The 20,031-nt window shown below is 64.6% G+C and carries 19 protein-coding genes; 12 read left to right on the forward strand and 7 right to left on the reverse strand.

The features are described 5' to 3' along the window. Window positions 1–87 precede the first annotated feature (87 nt). Both ACN0WF_RS19075 and paaN read right to left on the reverse strand, forming a co-directional pair. Window positions 88–1,242 (reverse strand): ABC transporter substrate-binding protein, encoded by a 1,155-nt coding sequence (locus ACN0WF_RS19075; protein ID WP_417774356.1) that lies wholly within the window; start codon window positions 1,240–1,242, stop codon window positions 88–90. 72 nt (window positions 1,243–1,314) lie between these two features. Then, the gene (paaN, locus tag ACN0WF_RS19080) at window positions 1,315–2,976 is read right to left on the reverse strand and encodes a phenylacetic acid degradation protein PaaN (protein WP_417774357.1); all 1,662 of its coding nucleotides are present in this window, start codon (window positions 2,974–2,976) and stop codon (window positions 1,315–1,317) included. 271 nt (window positions 2,977–3,247) lie between these two features. On the opposite strand from paaN, the gene paaG reads away from it, so the two are divergent. The 5 genes from paaG to ACN0WF_RS19105 all read left to right on the forward strand — a co-directional run bounded on the left by paaG (window position 3,248) and on the right by ACN0WF_RS19105 (window position 7,702). Continuing rightward, complete coding sequence (gene paaG / locus ACN0WF_RS19085; protein ID WP_417774358.1) at window positions 3,248–4,078, forward strand: 2-(1,2-epoxy-1,2-dihydrophenyl)acetyl-CoA isomerase PaaG; 831 nt, start codon at window positions 3,248–3,250, stop codon at window positions 4,076–4,078. Beyond that, the gene (gene paaI, locus ACN0WF_RS19090) at window positions 4,075–4,560 is read left to right on the forward strand and encodes a hydroxyphenylacetyl-CoA thioesterase PaaI (RefSeq protein ID WP_417774359.1); all 486 of its coding nucleotides are present in this window, start codon (window positions 4,075–4,077) and stop codon (window positions 4,558–4,560) included. Before paaG ends, paaI begins: the two co-directional genes overlap by 4 nt. Window positions 4,561–4,613: 53 nt before the next feature. After that, window positions 4,614–5,927, forward strand: a complete 1,314-nt coding sequence (paaK, locus tag ACN0WF_RS19095; RefSeq protein ID WP_417774360.1) for a phenylacetate--CoA ligase PaaK — start codon at window positions 4,614–4,616, stop codon at window positions 5,925–5,927. 66 nt (window positions 5,928–5,993) lie between these two features. Beyond that, window positions 5,994–6,593 (forward strand): TetR/AcrR family transcriptional regulator, encoded by a 600-nt coding sequence (locus ACN0WF_RS19100; protein ID WP_417774361.1) that lies wholly within the window; start codon window positions 5,994–5,996, stop codon window positions 6,591–6,593. 113 nt (window positions 6,594–6,706) lie between these two features. Beyond that, entirely contained in the window at window positions 6,707–7,702 is a 996-nt protein-coding gene (locus ACN0WF_RS19105; protein ID WP_417774362.1) for an ornithine cyclodeaminase family protein, read from the forward strand. Between the two features lie 84 nt (window positions 7,703–7,786). Here the strand turns inward: ACN0WF_RS19105 and ACN0WF_RS19110 are convergent, their stop codons facing one another. From ACN0WF_RS19110 to ACN0WF_RS19120, 3 genes are read right to left on the reverse strand one after another with little or no spacing between them, the layout of a single operon-like run. After that, window positions 7,787–8,893, reverse strand: a complete 1,107-nt coding sequence (locus tag ACN0WF_RS19110) for an NADH:flavin oxidoreductase/NADH oxidase (protein WP_417774363.1) — start codon at window positions 8,891–8,893, stop codon at window positions 7,787–7,789. 8 nt (window positions 8,894–8,901) lie between these two features. Continuing rightward, complete coding sequence (locus ACN0WF_RS19115) at window positions 8,902–9,363, reverse strand: VOC family protein (RefSeq protein WP_417774364.1); 462 nt, start codon at window positions 9,361–9,363, stop codon at window positions 8,902–8,904. Further along, on the reverse strand, window positions 9,360–10,067 hold the full coding sequence (locus ACN0WF_RS19120; RefSeq protein WP_417774365.1) for a type 1 glutamine amidotransferase domain-containing protein: 708 nt from the start codon (window positions 10,065–10,067) through the stop codon (window positions 9,360–9,362). Before ACN0WF_RS19120 ends, ACN0WF_RS19115 begins: the two co-directional genes overlap by 4 nt. A 99-nt stretch (window positions 10,068–10,166) precedes the next feature. Between ACN0WF_RS19120 and ACN0WF_RS19125 the strand changes: the two genes are divergently transcribed. After that, complete coding sequence (locus ACN0WF_RS19125; RefSeq protein WP_417774366.1) at window positions 10,167–11,060, forward strand: LysR family transcriptional regulator; 894 nt, start codon at window positions 10,167–10,169, stop codon at window positions 11,058–11,060. Window positions 11,061–11,075: 15 nt separating this feature from the next. Here the strand turns inward: ACN0WF_RS19125 and ACN0WF_RS19130 are convergent, their stop codons facing one another. After that, a complete protein-coding gene (locus tag ACN0WF_RS19130) occupies window positions 11,076–12,017 on the reverse strand; it encodes a LysR substrate-binding domain-containing protein (RefSeq protein ID WP_417774367.1) in 942 nt (313 codons plus the stop codon). 126 nt (window positions 12,018–12,143) lie between these two features. On the opposite strand from ACN0WF_RS19130, the gene ACN0WF_RS19135 reads away from it, so the two are divergent. From ACN0WF_RS19135 to ACN0WF_RS19150, 4 genes are read left to right on the forward strand one after another with little or no spacing between them, the layout of a single operon-like run. Next, window positions 12,144–13,130: a TRAP transporter substrate-binding protein gene (locus ACN0WF_RS19135; protein ID WP_417774368.1), complete on the forward strand. Its 987-nt coding sequence runs from the start codon at window positions 12,144–12,146 to the stop codon at window positions 13,128–13,130. Window positions 13,131–13,184: 54 nt separating this feature from the next. After that, window positions 13,185–13,685, forward strand: coding sequence for a TRAP transporter small permease (locus tag ACN0WF_RS19140; RefSeq protein WP_417774369.1), 501 nt, complete (start codon window positions 13,185–13,187; stop codon window positions 13,683–13,685). Continuing rightward, window positions 13,682–14,983: a TRAP transporter large permease gene (locus tag ACN0WF_RS19145; RefSeq protein ID WP_417774370.1), complete on the forward strand. Its 1,302-nt coding sequence runs from the start codon at window positions 13,682–13,684 to the stop codon at window positions 14,981–14,983. Before ACN0WF_RS19140 ends, ACN0WF_RS19145 begins: the two co-directional genes overlap by 4 nt. A 28-nt stretch (window positions 14,984–15,011) precedes the next feature. Then, a complete protein-coding gene (locus ACN0WF_RS19150) occupies window positions 15,012–16,055 on the forward strand; it encodes an NAD/NADP octopine/nopaline dehydrogenase family protein (RefSeq protein WP_417774371.1) in 1,044 nt (347 codons plus the stop codon). A gap of 470 nt (window positions 16,056–16,525) precedes the next feature. On the opposite strand, the gene ACN0WF_RS19155 is transcribed toward ACN0WF_RS19150, so the two are convergent. After that, window positions 16,526–18,328, reverse strand: coding sequence for a DEAD/DEAH box helicase (locus ACN0WF_RS19155; protein WP_417774372.1), 1,803 nt, complete (start codon window positions 18,326–18,328; stop codon window positions 16,526–16,528). Here ACN0WF_RS19155 and ACN0WF_RS19160 point away from each other — a divergent pair. Further along, complete coding sequence (locus ACN0WF_RS19160; RefSeq protein WP_417774373.1) at window positions 18,327–18,989, forward strand: toxin-activating lysine-acyltransferase; 663 nt, start codon at window positions 18,327–18,329, stop codon at window positions 18,987–18,989. The two genes, ACN0WF_RS19155 and ACN0WF_RS19160, sit on opposite strands and share 2 nt — an antisense overlap. A 395-nt stretch (window positions 18,990–19,384) precedes the next feature. Next, window positions 19,385–19,765, forward strand: coding sequence for a hypothetical protein (locus ACN0WF_RS19165; protein WP_417774374.1), 381 nt, complete (start codon window positions 19,385–19,387; stop codon window positions 19,763–19,765). The last annotated feature ends 266 nt before the right edge of the window (window positions 19,766–20,031 follow it).

Genomic DNA, 20,031 nt, shown 5'->3' on the forward strand with positions numbered 1-20,031 from the left:
GTGATGCGTCGGCGCGGACGGGTTTCCCGGCATCCGCCCGCCGCCGCTGTGTGTCGCGGCGGCGGGCGGGGCGCTCGGGGGCGTCTCTTACTCGGCGAGGGCCCAGTCGCCGTCCTTGATCTCGAGCATGCGGAACGCCGTCAGGTCGAGACCGAGGTGGTCCTCCGCCGACATGTTGACGACGCCGGCCGTGCCCATGAAGCCCGAGGTCTTCTCGATCTCGTCACGGATCGCCTTGGGATCCTCGGAGCCGGCACGCTTCATCGCCTCGACCAGAATCATCAGGCCGTCATAGGCGTGGCCGCCGAAGGTCGAGACCGGCTGGCCGGTGGAGGCCTCGTAGGTCGCCTTGTACTCGGTGACGACCGGCTTCTGGGCGTCGTCGTCCGGCAGCTTGTCGGCGACGAGAAGGGCAGAAGCGGGAAGCCGCACGCCGTTGGCCGCGTCACCGGCGAGGTCGATGAAGGACTTCGAGGCGACGCCGTGGCTCTGGTAAAGTGGCACTTCGATGCCGAGCTGGCGATAGTTGCGGGTCACGATCGCCGGCCCCTGGCCGAAGCCCGGGTTGACGACGGCCTGGAGGCCTTCGGCGTTCTTGATGTTGGTGAGCTGCGGCGTCATGTCGGAATCCTTGGGACCATAGGATTCGTCGGCCACGACCTCGATGCCGTAATCGCCGACCACCGCCATGCACTGCTCGCGCATCGACTTGCCGAAGCCGCCGGTGCCGGAGATCATGCCGATCTTGGTCATGCCGTGCGCCTTCAGGTCGTCGAAGATCTTTTCGCAGGCCATCTTGTCGGTGTGCGGGGTCTTGAAGGTGAACTCCTTCACCGGGTCGATGACCACGACCGCGCCGGCAAGCGAGATGAAGGGGATGCCGGCATCCTCGAACACCGGGATCATCGCCATTGTCGCGCCGGTGGTCGAACCGCCGACCACGGCGACCACGCCGTCGTCCTCGACAAGGCGGGTGGCGAAGGTGCGCGCCTTGTTGGCATCGCCGCCGTCGTCATAGACGACCAGCTCGAGGTCCTTGCCGTTGACGCCGCCGGCTTCGTTGATCTTCTTGACGTAGATCTCGAGCGTCTTGGCTTCCGGGTCGCCCAGGAAGGACGCCGGACCGGTCACGGACAGCGAGGCGCCGATCTTGATGTTCTCGGCCGCCGCCGGCGAGCCGGCGAAGATCGCAGCACCGGCCAGAAGCGCGGCGCCGCCAAGGATTTTTCCGTAAGTGCGCATGTGATTCCTCCCATTACAGTTCAAGGCAAGTGACCGGCCCCACCTCCATGGGACCGGCGAACGCCAACCGGTCTATGCAGCGACCGGCCGACGCATGGCCGCCACGCGGAACCGGTTCGCGACGAACGCACTGTCGCACAGACAGGCGTTGCCGGCCGGGTTCGCTCCGGTGACATGGTAGTCGGAGTAGGCGGCGGACTGGTTGACGAAGATGCCGCCGGTAAGATTGACGGAAAGGGCGACGCCGGCATCGGCGAAGGCATCGGCTGCCTTGTCGATCACGGCTTCGTCGGTGGCGTAGAGCGCCGCCGTGATCGCGCCATGCGTCCTGGCCGAGCCGGCCGCGCGGGCGATGGCATCGTCGACGCCGTCCGTCGCGATGATGAAGCTGATCGGACCGAAGCGCTCTTCCAGATAGGCGCTCTCGTCCCTGGCGTCGACGGCGAGAATGAGCGGCGTCGCCGAGCGCGCACCGTCCATGCCCTCGACCGGGGCGCTTTCGCGCAGCACCTTGCCGAGGCCGTGCGCGGCCGCGACACGCGCAAGGGTCGCTTCGCTTTGCACCGCGCCAAGCACGCCGGCGGCCCGTTGCGGATCGCCGAGGAGCTTGTCGACGGCGGTGGCGATGGCCTGCGCCACCTCGTCGAAAGTCTTGTGGCCGTCGTCGGTCTCGATGCCGTCGCGCGGAACGTAGATGTTTTGCGGCGCGGTGCACATCTGCCCCGAGTAGAGGGACAGCGAAAAGCCGATATTGCCGGTCATGCCGCGCAGGGTGTCGGTGCCGGTGACGACGATGGAATTGACGCCGGCCTCCTCGGTGTACACGAGCTTGCCCTTGGCATTCTCCCGCACCCAGGCGCCGAAGGCCGGGGAGCCGGTGAAGTCGATGATCGCCACGTCGGGATGGGTGACGAACTCCTTGGTGAGCGGCTTTTCGGCCGTATCGGCGGCAAGCTGCAGCACGTTCGGATCGAAGCCCGCCTCGACGAGGACCTCGCGGCCGATGCGCACCGTGAGCGCCAGCGGCAGGATCGCGGCCGGATGCGGCTTGACGATCACCGGGTTGCCGGTGGCAAGGCTCGCGAAGAGACCCGGATAGCTGTTCCAAGTCGGGAAGGTGGCGCAGCCGATGACCAGCGCCGGGCCGCGCGGAACGATGCGGAACACCTTGTCGAGCACGAGTGGCTCCTTCGGCCCTTGCGGCTTTTCCCAGCGCACGCTGCCCGGAATGCGGCTCATCTCGTCGTAGGCATAGGCAATCGCCTCGAGGCCGCGATCCTGGGCGTGGGGGCCGCCGGCCTGGAAGGCCATCATGAATGCCTGCCCGGAGGTGTGCATCACGGCGTTGGCGAAGAGGAAGCTCAGGGCATTGATCCGCGCAAGCATCTCCAGCAGAACGCCAGCGCGCGCCTCGGCCGAGGCCGAGCCCCAGCCCTTCATCGCCGTGCTGGCGGCCGCGACCGCCAGATCCGGCGTCGTCTCCGGGTAGCTCACGCCAAGATCGAGGCCATAGGGACTGATCTCATGGCCGACACGCTCGCCGGTCGATGGCTGGTCGATCTCGAACGGCTTGCCGAGAAGCGCCTTGAACGCCTCTTCCTGATCGCCCTTGGCGGTCTCGCCATAAATCTTGCCGGAGGGCATTTCCGGGTAGGCGGACCAGTAGCCACGGCTGCGGATCGTCTCCACCGCCTTGTCGAGCGTTACCTTGTGCTTGTCGAAGAATGCCGCCATTCCGGTCTCCCTGTCGCCCCGCCAAGGTTTGTCCGATCAAGCTTCGCCGGGCAGGCCTTCGCCCGCCGCCAGCGCGCCCGTCGCGGGGTCGTCTCTGGTCGTTGTCGCGTTTCCGGACGCGATTGACAGCGCCCATCTGACGATCATAATAATTTACCGACCGGTTGGTCAGTCAAGTTAAAAATCCACGTTTCGCCATTCGGTCCCTGGGCGGGTGAGGGCCTGGCCGGTGACGGCGAAACAATACGGATGGAACGAAAAGGGAGGTCTCATGGACCAGGCAGACACTGCCGCGCCGGTTCTCTCGACGCGGGACGGCGGCGTGCTCGTCGTCACGCTGAACCGGCCGGACAAGCTCAATTCCTTCAACGAGGCGATGCATGCCGCCCTGCGCGAGGCGCTTGACGTCGCCGAGGCCGACGCGGGCGTGCGCTGTGTGCTGCTGACGGGCGCCGGACGCGGCTTTTGCGCTGGACAGGACCTGTCCGATCGCGTCGTCGCGAACGACGGTCCGGCTCCCGACCTGACCAAGACCATCGAGGCCAACTACAATCCGCTGGTGCGTCGTCTGAAGGCGCTGCCGAAGCCGGTGATTTGCGCTGTGAACGGCGTTGCCGCAGGAGCCGGGGCCAACATCGCCCTTGCCTGCGACATCGTGCTGGCGGCCGAAAGCGCCAAGTTCATCCAGGCTTTCTCGAAAATCGGCCTGGTGCCGGACAGCGGTGGCACCTGGTCGCTGCCGCAGCTCGTCGGCCTTGCCCGCGCCAAGGCGCTCGCCATGCTCGCCACGCCCGTCCCGGCGAAACAGGCCGAGGATTGGGGCATGATCTGGCAGGCCGTTCCCGATGCCGAGCTCATGGAGCGGGCCATGGAACTCGCCACGGGGCTCGCCACCGCGCCGACCTATGGGCTCGGCCTGATCAAGCAGGCGATGGAGGCGGCAACCGTCAACGACCTGGACACGCAGCTTGACCTGGAGCGCGATCTCCAGGGGCGCGCCGGCCGCTCGCCCGACTACCGCGAGGGCGTGTCCGCCTTCATGGCGAAGCGGGCTCCGGCCTTTACTGGCCGCGCGCCGGACGACGGGGAGACGGGACGATGAGCGGTGGAACGATGGATGCGCGCGGCCTCGACCGCGACGCGCTGGCGCGTGCCTGCGCCGACGCCATGTGGGAAAACGACCGGGCGAGCCAGGGCCTTGGCATGGAAATCATCGAGGTCGGGCCGGGCCGGGCGGTTCTCGCCATGACCGTTGGTGAGACGATGGTCAACGGCCACGGCATCTGCCACGGCGGCTTCGTCTTCACGCTCGCGGATTCGGCCTTCGCCTTCGCCTGCAACAGTCACAACCAGAATACGGTCGCCAGCCATTGCTCGGTCAGCTTCCTGCGCCCCGGCCGGCTCGGCGAGCGGCTGGTGGCAACGGCTGTTGAGCGCTGGCGCGAGGGCCGCTCCGGCATCACCGATGTCACCGTGGTCAATGAAGCGGGGGAGACCGTGGCGGAGTTCCGCGGCAACTCACGCACGATTCGCGGCACGCTCCTGCCCGAGGGAGAGGCCGCAGCGGGAGGGCCGGCCGCCTGATCCGGCCGATATTTCACGAACAGAATATCCTTGCACGTTCCGGGAGGAAAACCATGCTTGACCTGTCGCCCAAGGCCGGCGATCTCGAACCCATCGAGACCGCTTCGCGCGACGAGATTTGCGCACTTCAGCTCGACCGGCTGAAGTGGTCTCTGCGCCACGCCTATGAAAACGTTGCCCACTACCGCAAGAGCTTCGATGACGCCGGAGTGCATCCGGACGATCTCAAGACGCTCACGGATCTGGCGAAGTTCCCCTTCACGCAGAAACAGACCCTGCGCGACAACTATCCCTTCGGCCTGTTTGCCGTGCCGCGCGAGGAAGTCTCGCGCGTCCATGCCTCCTCCGGCACGACCGGCAAGCCGACGGTGGTCGGCTACACGCGCAACGACATCCGCACCTGGTCGCAGGTGGTCGCCCGTTCGCTGCGGGCCGCCGGCGCCCGTCCGGGCATGATCTGTCATGTCGCCTACGGCTACGGCCTGTTCACCGGCGGCCTCGGGATCCACTACGGCGCCGAGGAACTCGGCATGACCGTCGTGCCGATCTCCGGCGGCATGACCGAGCGTCAGGTGACGCTGATCGAGGACTTCAAGCCCGACGTGATCATGGTGACACCGTCCTACATGCTGGCGATTCTCGATGAGTACAAGGCACGTGGCATCGATCCGCGCTCCTCGTCTCTCAAGATCGGCATCTTCGGCGCCGAGCCCTGGACCAACGCCATGCGCCAGGAAATCGAGCAGGCTTTCGACATGCATGCCGTCGATATCTACGGCCTGTCCGAGGTGATGGGGCCGGGTGTCGCCAACGAGTGCGTCGAAACCAAGGACGGACTCCACATCTGGGAGGATCACTTCTATCCGGAGGTGATCGACCCGGTGACGGGCGCGGTGCTGCCCGATGGGGAGGTGGGCGAGCTGGTCTTCACGTCGCTTACCAAGGAAGCGATGCCGGTCGTGCGCTACCGCACCCGCGACCTGACCCGCCTTATGCCGGGAACGGCCCGCTCAATGCGCCGCATGGAAAAGATCACCGGCCGGTCCGATGACATGATGATCGTGCGCGGTGTCAACGTCTTCCCGACACAGATCGAGGAGCAGCTGCTGCGCGTGGATGGCCTGTCGCCCCACTATCAGGTGGAATTGACACGCACCGGTCGCATGGACGAAATGACCGTCCATGTCGAGGCGCTCGCCTCGCACGCGGATGACGCGCATCGCGCCTCCGCCGCGGCGGAACTGCGCGCGCATCTGAAGAACGTCATTGGTGTCAGCGCCCGTATCCATGTCTCCGACCCGGAGACGATGGAGCGTTCGATGGGCAAGGCCCGGCGCGTCATCGACAATCGGCCCAAGGAAAGCTAGGGCAGCAACGAAACCGGCGCGATGGCGGGCGGAAGGCCCGTCGTCGCGCGAGAAACGGAGACGGCCATGGCTCGGCCGCGCGCTGACGACTACGACGAGAAGCGCAAGGCGATCCTGAAGACCTCGGCGGGACTCTTCGCCGAACATGGCTTCGATCGCGCGTCGATGAACCAGATTGCGCTTGCCTGCGGGGTTTCGAAGGCGCTGGTCTACCACTACTACGCCAACAAGGATGCTCTGCTTTTCGACATCATCCGCGACCACCTCGACGACCTGATCGGCGCGGTCGAGGATGCCGCGCCGAAGGATGGCGATGGCGAGGCGCGCCTGCGTGCCTATGTGAGCGCTCTGCTCGATGCCTATCGTGACGCCAACGCCGAGCACAAGATCCAGATCAACGAGATGAAACGCCTGCCGGCTGAGCAGCAGGAGGAACTGAAGGAGCGCGAGCGCGCATTGGTGAAGCAGTTCGCCGGAGCGCTCGTTGCCGCTGTGCCGTCACTGGGCAATGGTTCGACCTTGCTGATGCCGGTGACCATGAGCCTCTTCGGCATGATAAACTGGCACTATCTCTGGTTTCGCGAGGGAGGGCCGGTCAGTCGCGACGACTACGCGGGCATCGCCACACGGCTCATCCTCGATGGTGCGCGCAGCATCGCCGGGTAGCTCCCTTGCGTGCTGGCACGGCTTCTCCTTGAGCCGGGGCGAGGTTGACGCCATGATCGGCCGGCCGGCACGCCGGTCCGATCATCCCGCCACGACTTCCGAAAGGATGCCTTATGCTGCAACTCGACGAAACCGCGACTCGCGAGGCTCTCGACTGGTCAGCCCTGATCGAGGCCCTGCGCGCGATGTTTCGCGACGGATGCGAGATGCCCGTCCGTCATCACCATGACTTCAAGGTGCCAGGAGAGGCTGACGGGACACTGCTGCTGATGCCGGCCTGGGTGCCGGGTCGCTACCTCGGGGTGAAGCTTGCGACGGTCATCCCCGGCAATGGCGCACGCGGGCTTCCTGCCGTGATGGCAAGCTACATGCTGTCCGATGCGACCACCGGGGAGATGCTGGCGCTCGTCGATGGTGGGGAACTGACCGCGCGGCGCACTGCCGCCGCCTCCGCGCTTGCAGCCGATTATCTCGCCCGACCGGGAGCGCGCCATCTGGTCATCGTCGGAACAGGCCGGCTTTCGACCAATCTCGCCGCCGCCCATGCCGCCGTTCGGCCGCTGTCGCGCATTTCCGTATGGGGGCGCGACCCCGAGAAGGCCGCCGCCGTCGCTGAGAAGATTTCCGAGGAACTCGATATCCTGACCAGGCCGGTGGAGGACCTGAAGAGCGCGGTTGCAACCGCCGACATCGTAAGCTGTGCAACCCTTTCGGAAGCTCCGGTCGTGCTCGGCGAGTGGCTGCCCAAGGGATGCCATCTCGATCTCGTCGGCGCATTCAAGCCATCGATGCGCGAGAGCGATGACGAGGCTATCTCGCGGGCTCGCGTCTTCGTCGACACCCTTGCAGGGGCGACCAAGGAAGGCGGTGATATCGTCCAGGCGCTGGAATCGGGGGTGTTGTCGGAAGAGAAGATCGAGGGCGACTTGTTCGATCTCACCGGCGGACGGCTCGCTGTCCTGCGCGATGATGACGACATTACGCTCTTCAAGTCGGTTGGCGCGGCGCTCGAGGATCTCGCCGGAGCCATTCTCGCCTATGAGACCGCTGCGGGACACGGCGTTGGAAACGCCGAGGCGCCCGAAGCCCGACTGCCGCCGATCCCCTGATCGATCGACGACGGCATTTCGCAAGAAGAAGGGCAGGGCGGCATCGGCCGTCCTGCCCTTATCCAGTTTTTGGTGTTTGTGCGGTTAGCGGGGCGCGAACAGATCCTTGTGAAGACGGGGCTGCGCGCGCAGGTACTGCGGGGAGACACGAACCTGCGCGCCGAGGCGCGCCGCTGCATGCCACGGCCAGCGCGGGTCGTAGAGGATGCCGCGCGCGATACCGATCATGTCGGCGTCGCCGTTGCCCAGGATCGCTTCCGCATGCTCGGGTTCGGTGATCAGCCCGACGGCGATGACGGGCATGTCCACCGCCTGCCGGACAGCGCGGGCGAGCGGCACCTGATAGCCCGGGCCGACGGGGATCTTCTGCGCCGGATCGAGCCCGCCACTGGACACATGGATCGCAGCACAGCCGCGCGCCTCCAGCGCCTTCGCAAAGGCGATGGTCTGCTCCGCGTTCCAGCCGCCGTCCGCCCAGTCACTGCCCGAGACGCGCACCGTCACCGGCCGGTCGGCGGGGAATGCCGCGCGCACCGCGTCGAACACTTCCAGCGGGAACCGCATCCGGTTTTCCAGGCTGCCACCGTAGTCATCCTCGCGTCGGTTGGAGAGCGGCGAGAGGAATTGGTGCAGCAGGTAGCCGTGGGCTGCGTGGATCTGGACAGCATCGATCCCGAGGCGCGCGGCGCGCCGTGCGCTGTCGGCAAAAGCCTCGCGCACTCGCTTCAGTCCCTCCGCGTCGAGCGGTGTGGACGCGGCAGTCCCCGGCAGGCGCGGTTCAGGGGAGGGGGCCTCCACCTGCCAGCCATTGGCATGATCGGGCGCGAGCTGCCCCTCGCCACGCCAGGGGAGGTCGGTCGATGCCTTGCGTCCGGCATGGCCGAGCTGGATCGCCACAGGCATGTCCGACCAGCGGCGAACCGCTGAGAGAACCCGGCCCATGGCGGCTTCCGTTGCGTCGTTCCAAAGGCCGACGTCGGCAAAGCTGATACGGCCTTGCGGACAGACCGCGGTCGCCTCGATTGTCAGGATCCCGGCGCCCGACTGGGCAAGCTGGGACAGGTGGGCCAGGTGCCAGTCGTTCATCTCGCCGTTTTCGGCGCTGTACTGGCACATGGGAGCGATCACGATGCGGTTGGCGAGCGTGAGCCCGCCAACCGAGATCGGCTCGAAAAGCCTTGGCGTTGCCATGAGGTGCGTTACCAGCTCCCGGTGTTCGGCATGGTTTCCCAGGGCGCTGCCGGAGCCTTGGCTTCGCCGGCCTGGAGCAGCTCGACCGAGATGCCGTCCGGTGTCTTGACGAAGGCCATGTGGCCATCGCGCGGCGGGCGGTTGATCGTGACGCCAGCGTCCATCAGCGTCTGGCAGGTCGCGTAGATATCGTCCACCAGATAGGCGAGATGACCGAAGTTGCGGCCGCCCGAGTAGGTCTCCGCGGCGCTGCCGTCTTCCGCGGGCCAGTTGTAGGTGAGCTCGACTTCCGCCTTGGCCCGCTTGCCCTTCTCGGAAATATCTTCCGGCGTAGCCAGGAAGATCAGGGTGAAGCGGCCCTTTTCGCTCTCCATGCGCCGGGTCTCCTCGAGACCGAGCATGTTGAAGAAACGGATCGTCGCATCAGGGTCGGTGACGCGGATCATCGTGTGCAGGTACTGGGTGGTCATGCAGTTTTCCCTTCCTTCAGTGTCGTCATCAAGAGATCCGCGGTTATGCCGGCGGAGGCCGGGTTCTGGCCGGTGACCAGATTGCCGTCGCGGATCGCGAAAGGCTGGAAGTCGGGCGCCGATTCATGCCGGGCGCCGAGTTCCCTCAACCGACTTTCAAGCAGGAATGGCACCGCCTTGTCGAGGCCGACGGCTCGCTCCTCGCTGTCGGTGAAGGCCGCGACACGGCGGTCCGCAACGAACGGTGTGCCGTCTGCTTTGCGCGCACCGACCAGGCCGGCCGGACCGTGGCAGACCGCCGCGATGAACTTGCCGGCACGGTCCATCGTCTCGACGATACCGGCCAGCGCGGCGTTTTGCGGATAGTCGAACATCGTTCCGTGCCCGCCGGGCAGGAAAACAGCGTCAAAGTCGTTCGGGTCGAGTGCGTCGAATGCCGGTGTCTGCGAGACCTTGGCACGAAAGTCGTCGTCGGCCAGGTAGCGCTCGACGGAGGCATCGTTCTCGCCGGCAGGCTTCACGCTGCGCGGGTCGATTGGAACGGGGCCGCCTGCGATCGAGGCCAGCAGGACGTGGGCGCCACCGTCCTGGAAGGCATAATAGGGCGTCGTCAGTTCCTCCAGCCAGATGCCGGTCGGCTCGTCGGACGAGCCCATGGTCGATGCGGAGGTGGCGATCATGAGAATTCGAGGTGAGTGTCGCATTCGATCTCTCCTTTTGCTGCATCGGCATATGGTGGTGAAACCGCATGGAGCCACAGAAGGCAAATCGACAGCAGCCATAAAATATTTTATGTACTGCTCATGTCGATCCAGCATTTGAGAACCTTCGTCGAGGTCTACCGTCAGCGCTCCATCAGCGAGGCGGCGCGCGTTCTCGGCATGACCCAGCCCGCCGTCTCGCAGCATGTGGCCGCGCTGGAGGCCCAGCTCGCCCGCCCGCTGTTCGAGCGCCATGCCCGCGGTGTTCGCCCGACGATCATCGCCGAGGATCTCGCGGCGAACCTGGGCGATACGCTCAATGTCGCCGAGGCGGCGCTTGCCGGGGTCAAGGCGCGCTCGGCGCGGCTGTCGGGGACCGTCCACATCGCGGCCCCCTCCGATTACCTTGCGGAGAATATCGCGCCGTGTCTGGAAGCGCTGGTGACGGCAGGGCTCGACCTGCGCCTGCACATCGGCGGTCGCGAGGCGCTCTATGCGATGCTGTTGGAGGACCGTGTGCATCTGGCGCTGACAGCCTCGCGGCTGGAGGATCCGCGTCTCGCCTTCGAGCCGATCGGCGTGGAGAGGCTGCTCGCCGTGGCGGCTCCGGCGGTGGCCGCGCGCATCGCGGCTTGCGCCGATCTGGCGACCGCGCTTGGCGACACTGCCCATGTCGCCTACGACCTCGACCGGCCGCTTCTGCGCGACTGGCTTTCGGTCAACGGCCTGTCGCTGCCCGGACGCGCGCCGGCGGTGACCGTTGCCGATCTGCGCGTCTTGCGAGCAATGCTTCTCAACAGGGTCGGCTGGACGGTGCTTCCCGACTATCTGACGCTCCAGGAGCGCCGGGCAGGGCGTTTGGTCGTGATCCCCGCGCCGATCCGTTCTCCTGAAAACACCTTCCATCTTGTCTGGGAGAAGAGCGCCCTGCGCCACCCGCGCGTCGCCTTTGCCCGCGATGTGCTGCTGCGTGCGCTGTCGGTCAGGCGGGGATGAACGGCACCCCCAGCGCTAGGTGAACGCCCACCGCGCCAGAGTTGGCTCGATCTCGTCACGAAGCACGTCTTGCATCCAGTTGATCGGTGCGGACAGCTTCGAATGAAGCGGGGTGATCGCGGAAAACATCAGGCGAACGCGCGGCTTGAACGGCTTGATCACCGTTGCCTCCGACACGGTCGCCCGGGCCGAGAAGGGGTCCATGAGCGCGAGGCCTATGCCTTGCCGGACGAGGCTGCCGGCAGTTGCGGCGAAAAGGATCTCCGCGATGATGTTGGGAGCTATCTTGGCCCCGGAGAAGACATTGTTGATCTGTGGGCGAATGCCGCCGCTCTGGCCGAGCACGATCAGTGACTCATTCTTCAGATGTCGTGCCTGAACGACGTCATGGGCGGCAAGCGGGTGGTCCGCCGGCATCATGCAGACCGCGTCGACGCCGGTTTCGTGAATGATGCGCACGTCGGACGTGCCGCTGGGCAAGGTGCAGAAGCCGAGGTCGTGCTGGCCACGTCCGACCTGATCGGCGATCGCGATGGATGTGTCGGTGTGTATGCTGAAGGTCAGCTCGGGAAAACGGTGTTTTAGCGCCTTTACCACCACGGCAACGAAGCCTAGCGAAAGGAAGGGCGGAGCGGCGATGCGGATCAGCGCTTGCGGAAAACGGCGGATCTTCCGTGCCGCCTGCTCGACCTGGTGCAGGCCGAGGAAGACCCGTTCGACCTCCTCCATCAGGCGCAGAGCATCGTTGGTGGGGCGCAGCTTCGGTCCGTTGCGCTCGAACAGCTTCAAGGAGAGCGAAAATTCGAGGTCGGCGATCAGCCGGCTGACCGCCGGTTGCGTGATCGACATCATCTGGGCGGCGGAAGTCATGCCGTTCGTTTGCATGACAGCGCGAAAAGCCTCGATTTGGCGGATGGTTATATGCGGTAGCTGATCGGTCGGGCCGGTTTCTTTCATAATTTCCACGCATGATTAAATGCCAAGGTGCAATTTGACATTATGATGATACGGCCCGACCCTCTGTCAACCACGGGGCTTTTGTCCCATGGCAAAATCACCAAGGGGACACTGAAGGAAAAGACGATGAGCACCATCGGCCGCCTGACCGCTATTTCTGCCCTCGCGATTGCGATGGCCTTGCCCGCGAGCGCTGAGACGCTGCGCCTTTCCACCCAGGCCAATGCGCCTCATCCGTGGCTCGACGCAGCAGAAGTGCTGCGAGAGGACATGCTCAAGGCGACGGACGGGCGCGTCGATATCCAGATCTTCAGCGGCGGCGCGCTTGGCAAGGACGCCACGGCGCTCGACGAGATGCGCATGGGCACCATCGACCTGCTGATCGGCGGAACGCAGGAGGCGACGCCCTTCTTCCCCGAGTACCAGCTCTTCAGCCTGAGCTACCTGTTCGCCAACGAGGAGGTGCTGCGCAAGGCGGTGGCTCCCGAGAGTGCCATCTCGGACTATTTCCAGAAGGTCTACGAGAAAGGCGGAACCGGCCTCAAGCTGCTCGCCCTGACGGGCGGCGGCGTGCGGAACCTCTCCAACAACACCCGTGCTGTCACCTCTATCAAGGACATTGCCGGAATGCGCATGCGTGTGCCCGGCTCGCGCATGGATGCGCTGATGTGGGAGACCTCGGGTGCGCTGCCGACCTCTCTTCCCTTCACCGAGCTCTATACCGGCATGCAGACCGGTGTGGTCGATGCATTCGAGAGCACCATCAGCGCCTATGTCGCCAACAAGCTCTATGAGGTCGCGCCCTATCACGCGCGCACCGAGCACCAGTTCATGGTGAGCCACATCACCATGAGCGAGGCGGCCTTCAACCGGCTGAGCGAGGACGACCAGGCGGCGCTGATGCGTGCGGCCGCGCATGCCTCGCAGGTCGCTATCGACGCCGGCATCAAATACGACCAGTCCCTGCTCGAGCCCTATGTCGCCGCGGGCCAGATCACGGTGACGGAGGTCGACAAGGCCCCGTTCATCGAGATCGTCAGGCCGCTTCACGATGAGGTCGCTGCCGACCTCGGCGTCACCGATCTGCTGGAACTGATCCGCAACATCGACTGATGGGCACGGCGAGGCGGCTGTAACTGGCCGCCTCGCCGCAAGGGGAGAAACAGTGTGCTTTCCAGGGTCAACTCAACAATCGAGAAAATTCTGACGACGGTCGGCGGGCTTCTGTTCGCGACCTTCATTGTCGTCATCCTGTTCCAGGTTTTCGCCCGGAACTTCATCGCCATGTCCTTCGTCTGGACGGATGAACTGGCGATGTTCTGCTTTATCTGGACGGTGTTCCTGGGGGCTGCGGTCGGCTACCGGCGCGGGCTCCACTACGTGGTGGAGATCTTTCCCGAGCATTTCGTCAGAACCAACGGCGTGCTGAAGCTGCTGGCCCTGGTGCTTGGCTTTCCGCTGATCTGGGTGCTGGCGACCAGCGGCTGGGATTACGCCCAGCTCGGCTGGCGGCGCTATTCCTTCTCCATCGGCTATCCGCTCTTCTACCAGAACATCTGCGTGGCGCTGAGCGGCGCGGTCATGATCCTCTTCACGGTCGAGATAGCGATCCGCGATCTGAAGGCCCTGCGGGCCGGCACCGTCATTCGCAGCGAGGTCGTGGAATGACCCCCATCATCGTCCTTCTCGGCAGCTTCCTCGCGTTGATTTCCCTGCGCGTGCCCATCGCCTTCGCCATTGGCGTCGCCTCGCTGCTGACCGTCCTGCTGCTCGGCCTGCCGCCGACGTCGGTGGTCAACCAGATGGTCTCCAACATCAACTCCTTCGCCCTGCTTGCCGTTCCGTTCTTTCTGCTGCTCGGCCGGCTGATGAACGACAGCGGCATCACCGACCGGCTGATGACCTTCGCACAGACGATGGTGGGTCATATCCGCGGCGGGCTCGGCCACATCAATGTGCTGGTCAGCATGATGTTCGCCAGCATGTCGGGCTCGGCCGCCGCCGACACGGCGAGCGTCGGCGCGATCATGATCCCGGCAATGACAAAGGCTGGCTACCCCGCACCCTTTGCGGTGGCTCTGACGGCGACTTCCTCGACGCTCGGCGTTATCATCCCGCCCTCGATCCTCTTCGTGATCTACGGTGCCTTCGGCAACATCTCGATCGCGGCGCTTTTCCTCGCCGGCTTGCTGCCGGGTGTCCTGATCGGCCTGACGCAGATGGGCTACACCTACTACGTCGCGACCCGCTACAACGTGGCCAACGCGGAGAAGGTGGACCTTTCCGGGAAGCTCAAGGCAGGTCGCCGCGCCGCGCCGGCCCTGCTCATCCCGATCATCATCCTGGGCGGCATCACCAGCGGCTTCTTTACCGCCACGGAGGCGGCCTCGGTCGCCGCCCTTGTCGGTCTGATACTGGCGGTGGTGCTCTACCGGACCGTCAAGGTCGGCCAGCTCTTCGAGCTTTTGTCTTCCACGGTCGTTGCCTATTCGCTGCCGATGTTCGCGGTTGCTGCCGCCGGCATCATGGGCTGGCTGATCGCCTACATGGGCATTGCCCGCGATGTCGCCGACTTCATCCTCTCGGTCTCCGACCAGCCGATCGCGGTTCTTGTGATGGTGATGATCTTCTGCCTGATCATCGGAACGGTGCTGAGCCCGATGACCGCGGTGATCATCTTCCTGCCGATCATCCAGGAACTGACGTCGATCGCCCATATCTCCGATATCCACATGGGACTGGTGGTCTGCCTGTCGCTTGCCATGGGGCTCACCACGCCGCCCTACGGCATCTGCTTGCTGATCGCCGCCCAGATCGGAAATGTGCCCATGCCGCGCGCCTTCATGGCGGTGCTGCCGATCATCGGCCTGACGATCCTCGTCATCCTCGGCGTCGTCTTCCTGCCCGAGGTCTTCCTGTTCCTTCCCAAGACCTTCTTCCCGCAATCCTTCGCCCTCGCCGGCTGAGGATATCTGCCAGAATCGCGAGACAGAAATGAAAGTCGCCATCTTTGGTGGCGGGGCCATCGGCCTCGCCTACGCCGCCCTTTTGCTCAACGCCGGGCACGAGGTCCGGATCGCCACCCGCTCGTGCGGGACTGTTGGAGAAGCCGCGCTTCGCGTAGAAGGCGCCGTCGCCTTCAGTGGCAGCGTGCACCACGCGCACAGCATCGGCGAGGCGGCGGACTGGGCCGACGTGCTGATCTGCACGCGCCGGGCACCGGGGGTGCAGGACCTGGTAGAGGCGTTGTTGCCGCACGTGCGTCCCTCCCAGACGCTGATTTTCAGCGCCGAGCTGTCCTTCAGTGCCTTTTACGCCCACCAGCGGTTCGCAGCCGCGGGCAGGGGGCTTCCCGTCGTGGCCTGGTCGACGACCGTGGCCACCGCGCAAAGGCGTCCCGACGGCCGCATCGTCTCCAGCACGCTGCGTGACCGGATCGACTACGCAACGGTCGGCGCGCGCACGCCCGACGACAGTGGCGAGATCTGCGAGGCCCTTTTCGGCAAGCGCTTTCATCGCCTGTCCGGGGCGCTCGCCGTTGCGCTCAGCAATCTCAACCCGCCGATCCATCTGGCAAACGGGCTCGCCAACCTGACCCGCATCGAAACGGGTGAGGACTGGGACAATTACGCCAATATCACGCCGGCGGTGGGACGGGTCATCGAGCGGCTCGATACGGAGCGGCTGGCGCTGGCCGAGCGCTTCGGGCTGAATGTGCGCAGCGTTTTCGAACACTATCTGCGCACCTTCCCCGGGATCTCGGCCGGCTCCGTCTCCGAGATGGCCTCACAGGTCAGCGCGAAGGGACCGCGTACGCCCGGGCCGACATCGATCGACACCCGCTACCTCACCGAAGACATCCCCTTCGGACTGGTGCCGCTGGTCGAACTGGCCCGGCTCGCCGGTGTCCCGATGCCCCTGCACGAGGCTGGGATCGCCCTGGCGGGCGCTTATACGGGACGCGATTTCACGACGGAAAACACGATGCTGGCGAGCATTCGTGAAAGCTGGTCCGTCGAGCGGATGTCTGCTCTCTGACGCCTCGGTACAACACAGCCGGCACGCAATCCAACGGGCGCATCGCAAGTCGGTGCGCCCGTTTTGCATTCGACATCAAGACATATCCACGAGAGGCGGTGTCCCCCAGCGTGAGGCAGCACTGCCTGTGTCGCGAACACCGGCGCGGCGCAGGATCTGCACCGCGAGGCCGTGCCTGAGGAAATGCTTGGCGGGCCTGACGCTCGAAAACCGTCTGTTCAACAAAGCAAGATCGCAAATGGGGGCGACGAAGAACGGGGCATCCTTCATCCGAGAAGCTGTAAATCGTCGGGGTTGTCGAGCACTGGAACCACCAGCGTTGCCAGGAGAGCCAGAACAACGTGACACCCGCCGATGCCTGCTTCAGCGGGCTGTGACTGCTATTGTCAAACAGCGCTCCGGCGCGTCCGCCTCCTCACGCGCGCCGCGATCATGCTCAGGCGGTGCGGCGGCGAGCCAAGCCGCCCCGATCAGTCAGGGCGCTTGGGCTTGCGGCTCTTGTGTTTCGACGGTTTGCCGCGATCGGCCGCAGGGGCTTTGTGTTTGTTGGCCGGAGCGCCGTCCTTCTTGAATTTCGGCTTCGCCTGCCACGGCTTCCCGCGCATCTCACCGGCCGGGGCGATCATGATGCCTTTTTCAAGGCTGCCAGGCTGTTCGATCTGCTTCGCGTATCTGGCGGCCTTGTCGGCGGAAATCTCGAAACGGGTTTCGGTATCGTCGATCTTGATCGCGCCGACATCACGTTTTGTCACGCCGCCAGCGTTACAGATCATCGGCAGCAAGAATTTCGGATCGGCGCGCTGCCGGCGCCCAAGCGAGATGGTGAACCAGACGCCACCCTCCATGCTAGGGCCGCGGGGCTCGCGAACCGGCGCATGTTCGTCTGCGGAGCGACGCGCACGACTGGAATTCTTGCTTTGCAAGGCTTCATTGGGAAGCGGCAAGAGGTCCTCGGGAACGGGGTGAGTGGCCAGTTGCTGGCGAAGGAACGCCGCTGCAATGCGCTGCGGTCCGGCCCGCTCCAGCAACTCGGCCACAAAATCCGCTTCCAGCTCGTCAGGCGGCGCGGCCGAGGCGGCTGCATCGAGGATCTGCCGACGATAGCGCGCCTCGATCTCCGCAATGCCGGGTGCCGCGCGCACGGTCGCTGTCAGCTTGGCCAATGCAAGCACGCGCTGAGCAGCGCCTCGCCTGTTTTCCGGAACGATGAGCACGCAGATGCCCTTTCGTCCGGCGCGACCGGTCCGTCCGGAGCGGTGCAGCAGGGTTTCCGGGTTGCTTGGCAAGTCGGCGTGGACAACGAGGTCGAGGTTCGGAAGGTCGATGCCGCGCGCCGCGACGTCGGTCGCCACGCAGACACGCGAGCGTCCGTCGCGCATGGATTGCAGCGCATTTGACCGCTCCGACTGCGCCATTTCACCCGAAAGCGAAACCACCGAGAAGCCGCGATTGACGAGGCGCGCCGTGAGATGGCGAACCGCTTCACGTGTGTGGCAGAATACCAGGGCGCTTTTGCTGTCGGACTCCAACAGCGCATTGATGATGGCGTGTTCCCGCTCGTCGCGCCGCACCAGCATCAGCTGATATTCGATGTCGGCATGCTGCTCGGTGGACGCGGTTGTCGCGACACGCACCGCATTGGTCTGCACCGTCTTGGCCAGCTCGGCGATGCCGCGCCGTACGGTCGCCGAGAACAGCAGTGTCCGGCGGTCTTTTGGTGCCGCGCCGAGGATGAATTCCAGGTCGTCGCGAAACCCGAGGTCCAACATCTCGTCGGCTTCATCGAGCACCACCGCGCGAACGGCGCTGAGGTCCAGCGTTCCCCGCGTGATGTGATCGCGCAGGCGCCCAGGTGTGCCGACGACAAGATGAGCGCCACGTGCGAGTGCGCGGCGTTCGTTGCGGATGTCCATGCCGCCGACGCAGGTCGCGATCCTGATCTGCGCCGCCGCGTAGACCCAATCGAGTTCGCGCTGAACCTGAATGGCAAGTTCGCGCGTCGGAGCGATGATCAGGCCCAGCGGTGCGGCAGCTGCGTCAAAGCGCTCGGCACTACCAAGCAATGTCGGCGCGATCGCAATACCGAAGGCGACCGTTTTTCCCGAACCGGTCTGCGCGGATACGAGCAGATCGGCTTCGCCATACTCTTCATTCGTCATCGCCAACTGAACCGGAGTCAGCTGGCTATAGCCTTTGGCCATCAAGGCGGAAGAGAGGGCCGGATGTATGTCGGCGATCGGGGATGTGGAGGGGGAGTCGGTACTCAGCGTCATGGTCACCATCTTTGCGATGCCGCCAGATATCATAATGTGCGCGCTTTGGGCAGTGATAGTTTGCGGGCTTCCCCGCTACTTGGCGTGCGGGGCTGATGACGACACCACACATACGAACGACGCCACGGACACGCTAGATGCAAGGCTGGCGGCCGATGGTTCGAATGCGGCCTCCCTTGATACCAGAGGCGCGACGCAGGATCGGTTGCCGGCCGGCTCCCGGATCGCGGATGCGGTGAAAGGCCTCAACGCCGGCCTCGGCGAGATCGTGGCGCTGCTGGCGCGCGATCCCGTGTGGAAACACGCGGCGCTGGCCGATCTGGAATGGCTCGTCTATCCGCCCGTCACCTCAAATCAGTTGCTGACGCTGCGCGGTAAGGTGAAGGGCAGGGGCGGTCAGGACAGCGGCGTCACGGTGCCGCTCGGCGTCGCCCTGTGGGCGAAGGTGTCGGAGGATGTCGACGCCCGGCTCAAGGCCCAGCAGGCAGCGGGAATTCCCTTTCGCATCGCCCCCAGGGACTGGACGAGCGGCGAGATCCCCTGGGTGCTTGTCGTGTCCGGGCCGGAGGAGGTGCGCAAAGGGCTGCACGCCAGACTTCGAAACGATTTGGGAGATTGTGTCAGGGTGTTTGGACCGCCCCTCGCCGGGGTGTCGCAATGACGGTGCTTGATTGGTCGGCAATTGAAATGGGAGCTTGCGGCAGGACGAGGCGCGCGGCGGTCGCAATTGCGTACCTGACAACCCTCAAGACGATGCATGCAGCTGGAGACGATTGAAATGCCGGATGAGATCTGGGTCAGCACTGTTGGCAGCAATTCTCAGCTTTTCGACAAGCTGGGCATTCGTGAAAAGCACTTTGGTCAGGACTGGGCGCCGCCGAAATTCGAGATGGGTACCCCGACAGAAGAACAAGCCAAGCGCTTCAATCGTCATGCGCGGGGTGAAAAACTCCGCCGGGATGAATTCGTCGAGGCGGCCTATGTGTTCGATCCGAAACGCTGGTCCCGGGTGAAGGACCTTTTTGCCGTCGACGGTTTTTTTGCGTCAAGGGTAAGTTGGCTGAATTGCTCAAGCGATTCGATCTGGGCGACGGGGAGTTGGTGGAGTTTCCCATCTACGAAATGGACAAGACCACGCGACTCCCCGGCCCTTTCTACTTTCTCAATTTCGGATCACAGAAGGACTGCCTGCTGCCGGAAGAAAGCGAGAAACTCAGTCCAGGGCCGAAGAATCCGACGACCGGTTTTCGACGCTGGTGGGCAATAGAACCGAACAATGGGGACATTGCAGTATCGGCATCGGCATTAGATGGAGCTGACATTTGGGTCGATCCCAAATTGAACTCGGCGATTTTCATGAGCGGCCCGCTGCATGACGCAATCCAAGCCGCCAAGCTCGGGATCGGTTTCCGCTTTTCCAAGGCACGGATTGTCTGATCTTTATTCGGAGCGTCTCAGATGAGTTATTCTCGTTCCCCGTCAGCAGCTAACAGCTCATAGTCAGACACCGCACTCATTGGTCGCCAGTCCACTCTTGGGAGCCGTCGGCCTGCGGTAGAATGTCTGACATGGGGGCTCTGCTACCGCTTAGAGACAGCGTAGCGAAGGTCTGCTTCGAACCCGGATTGGTCTGCCCCCAGAAAAGTGGTCCTTCTTGAAGTAGGCTTTCGAGCCAGATGGAGGACGAACGAATGGGACAGAAG

This window comes from Stappia sp. (genome assembly GCF_048268045.1).
Lineage (GTDB): Bacteria > Pseudomonadota > Alphaproteobacteria > Rhizobiales > Stappiaceae > Stappia.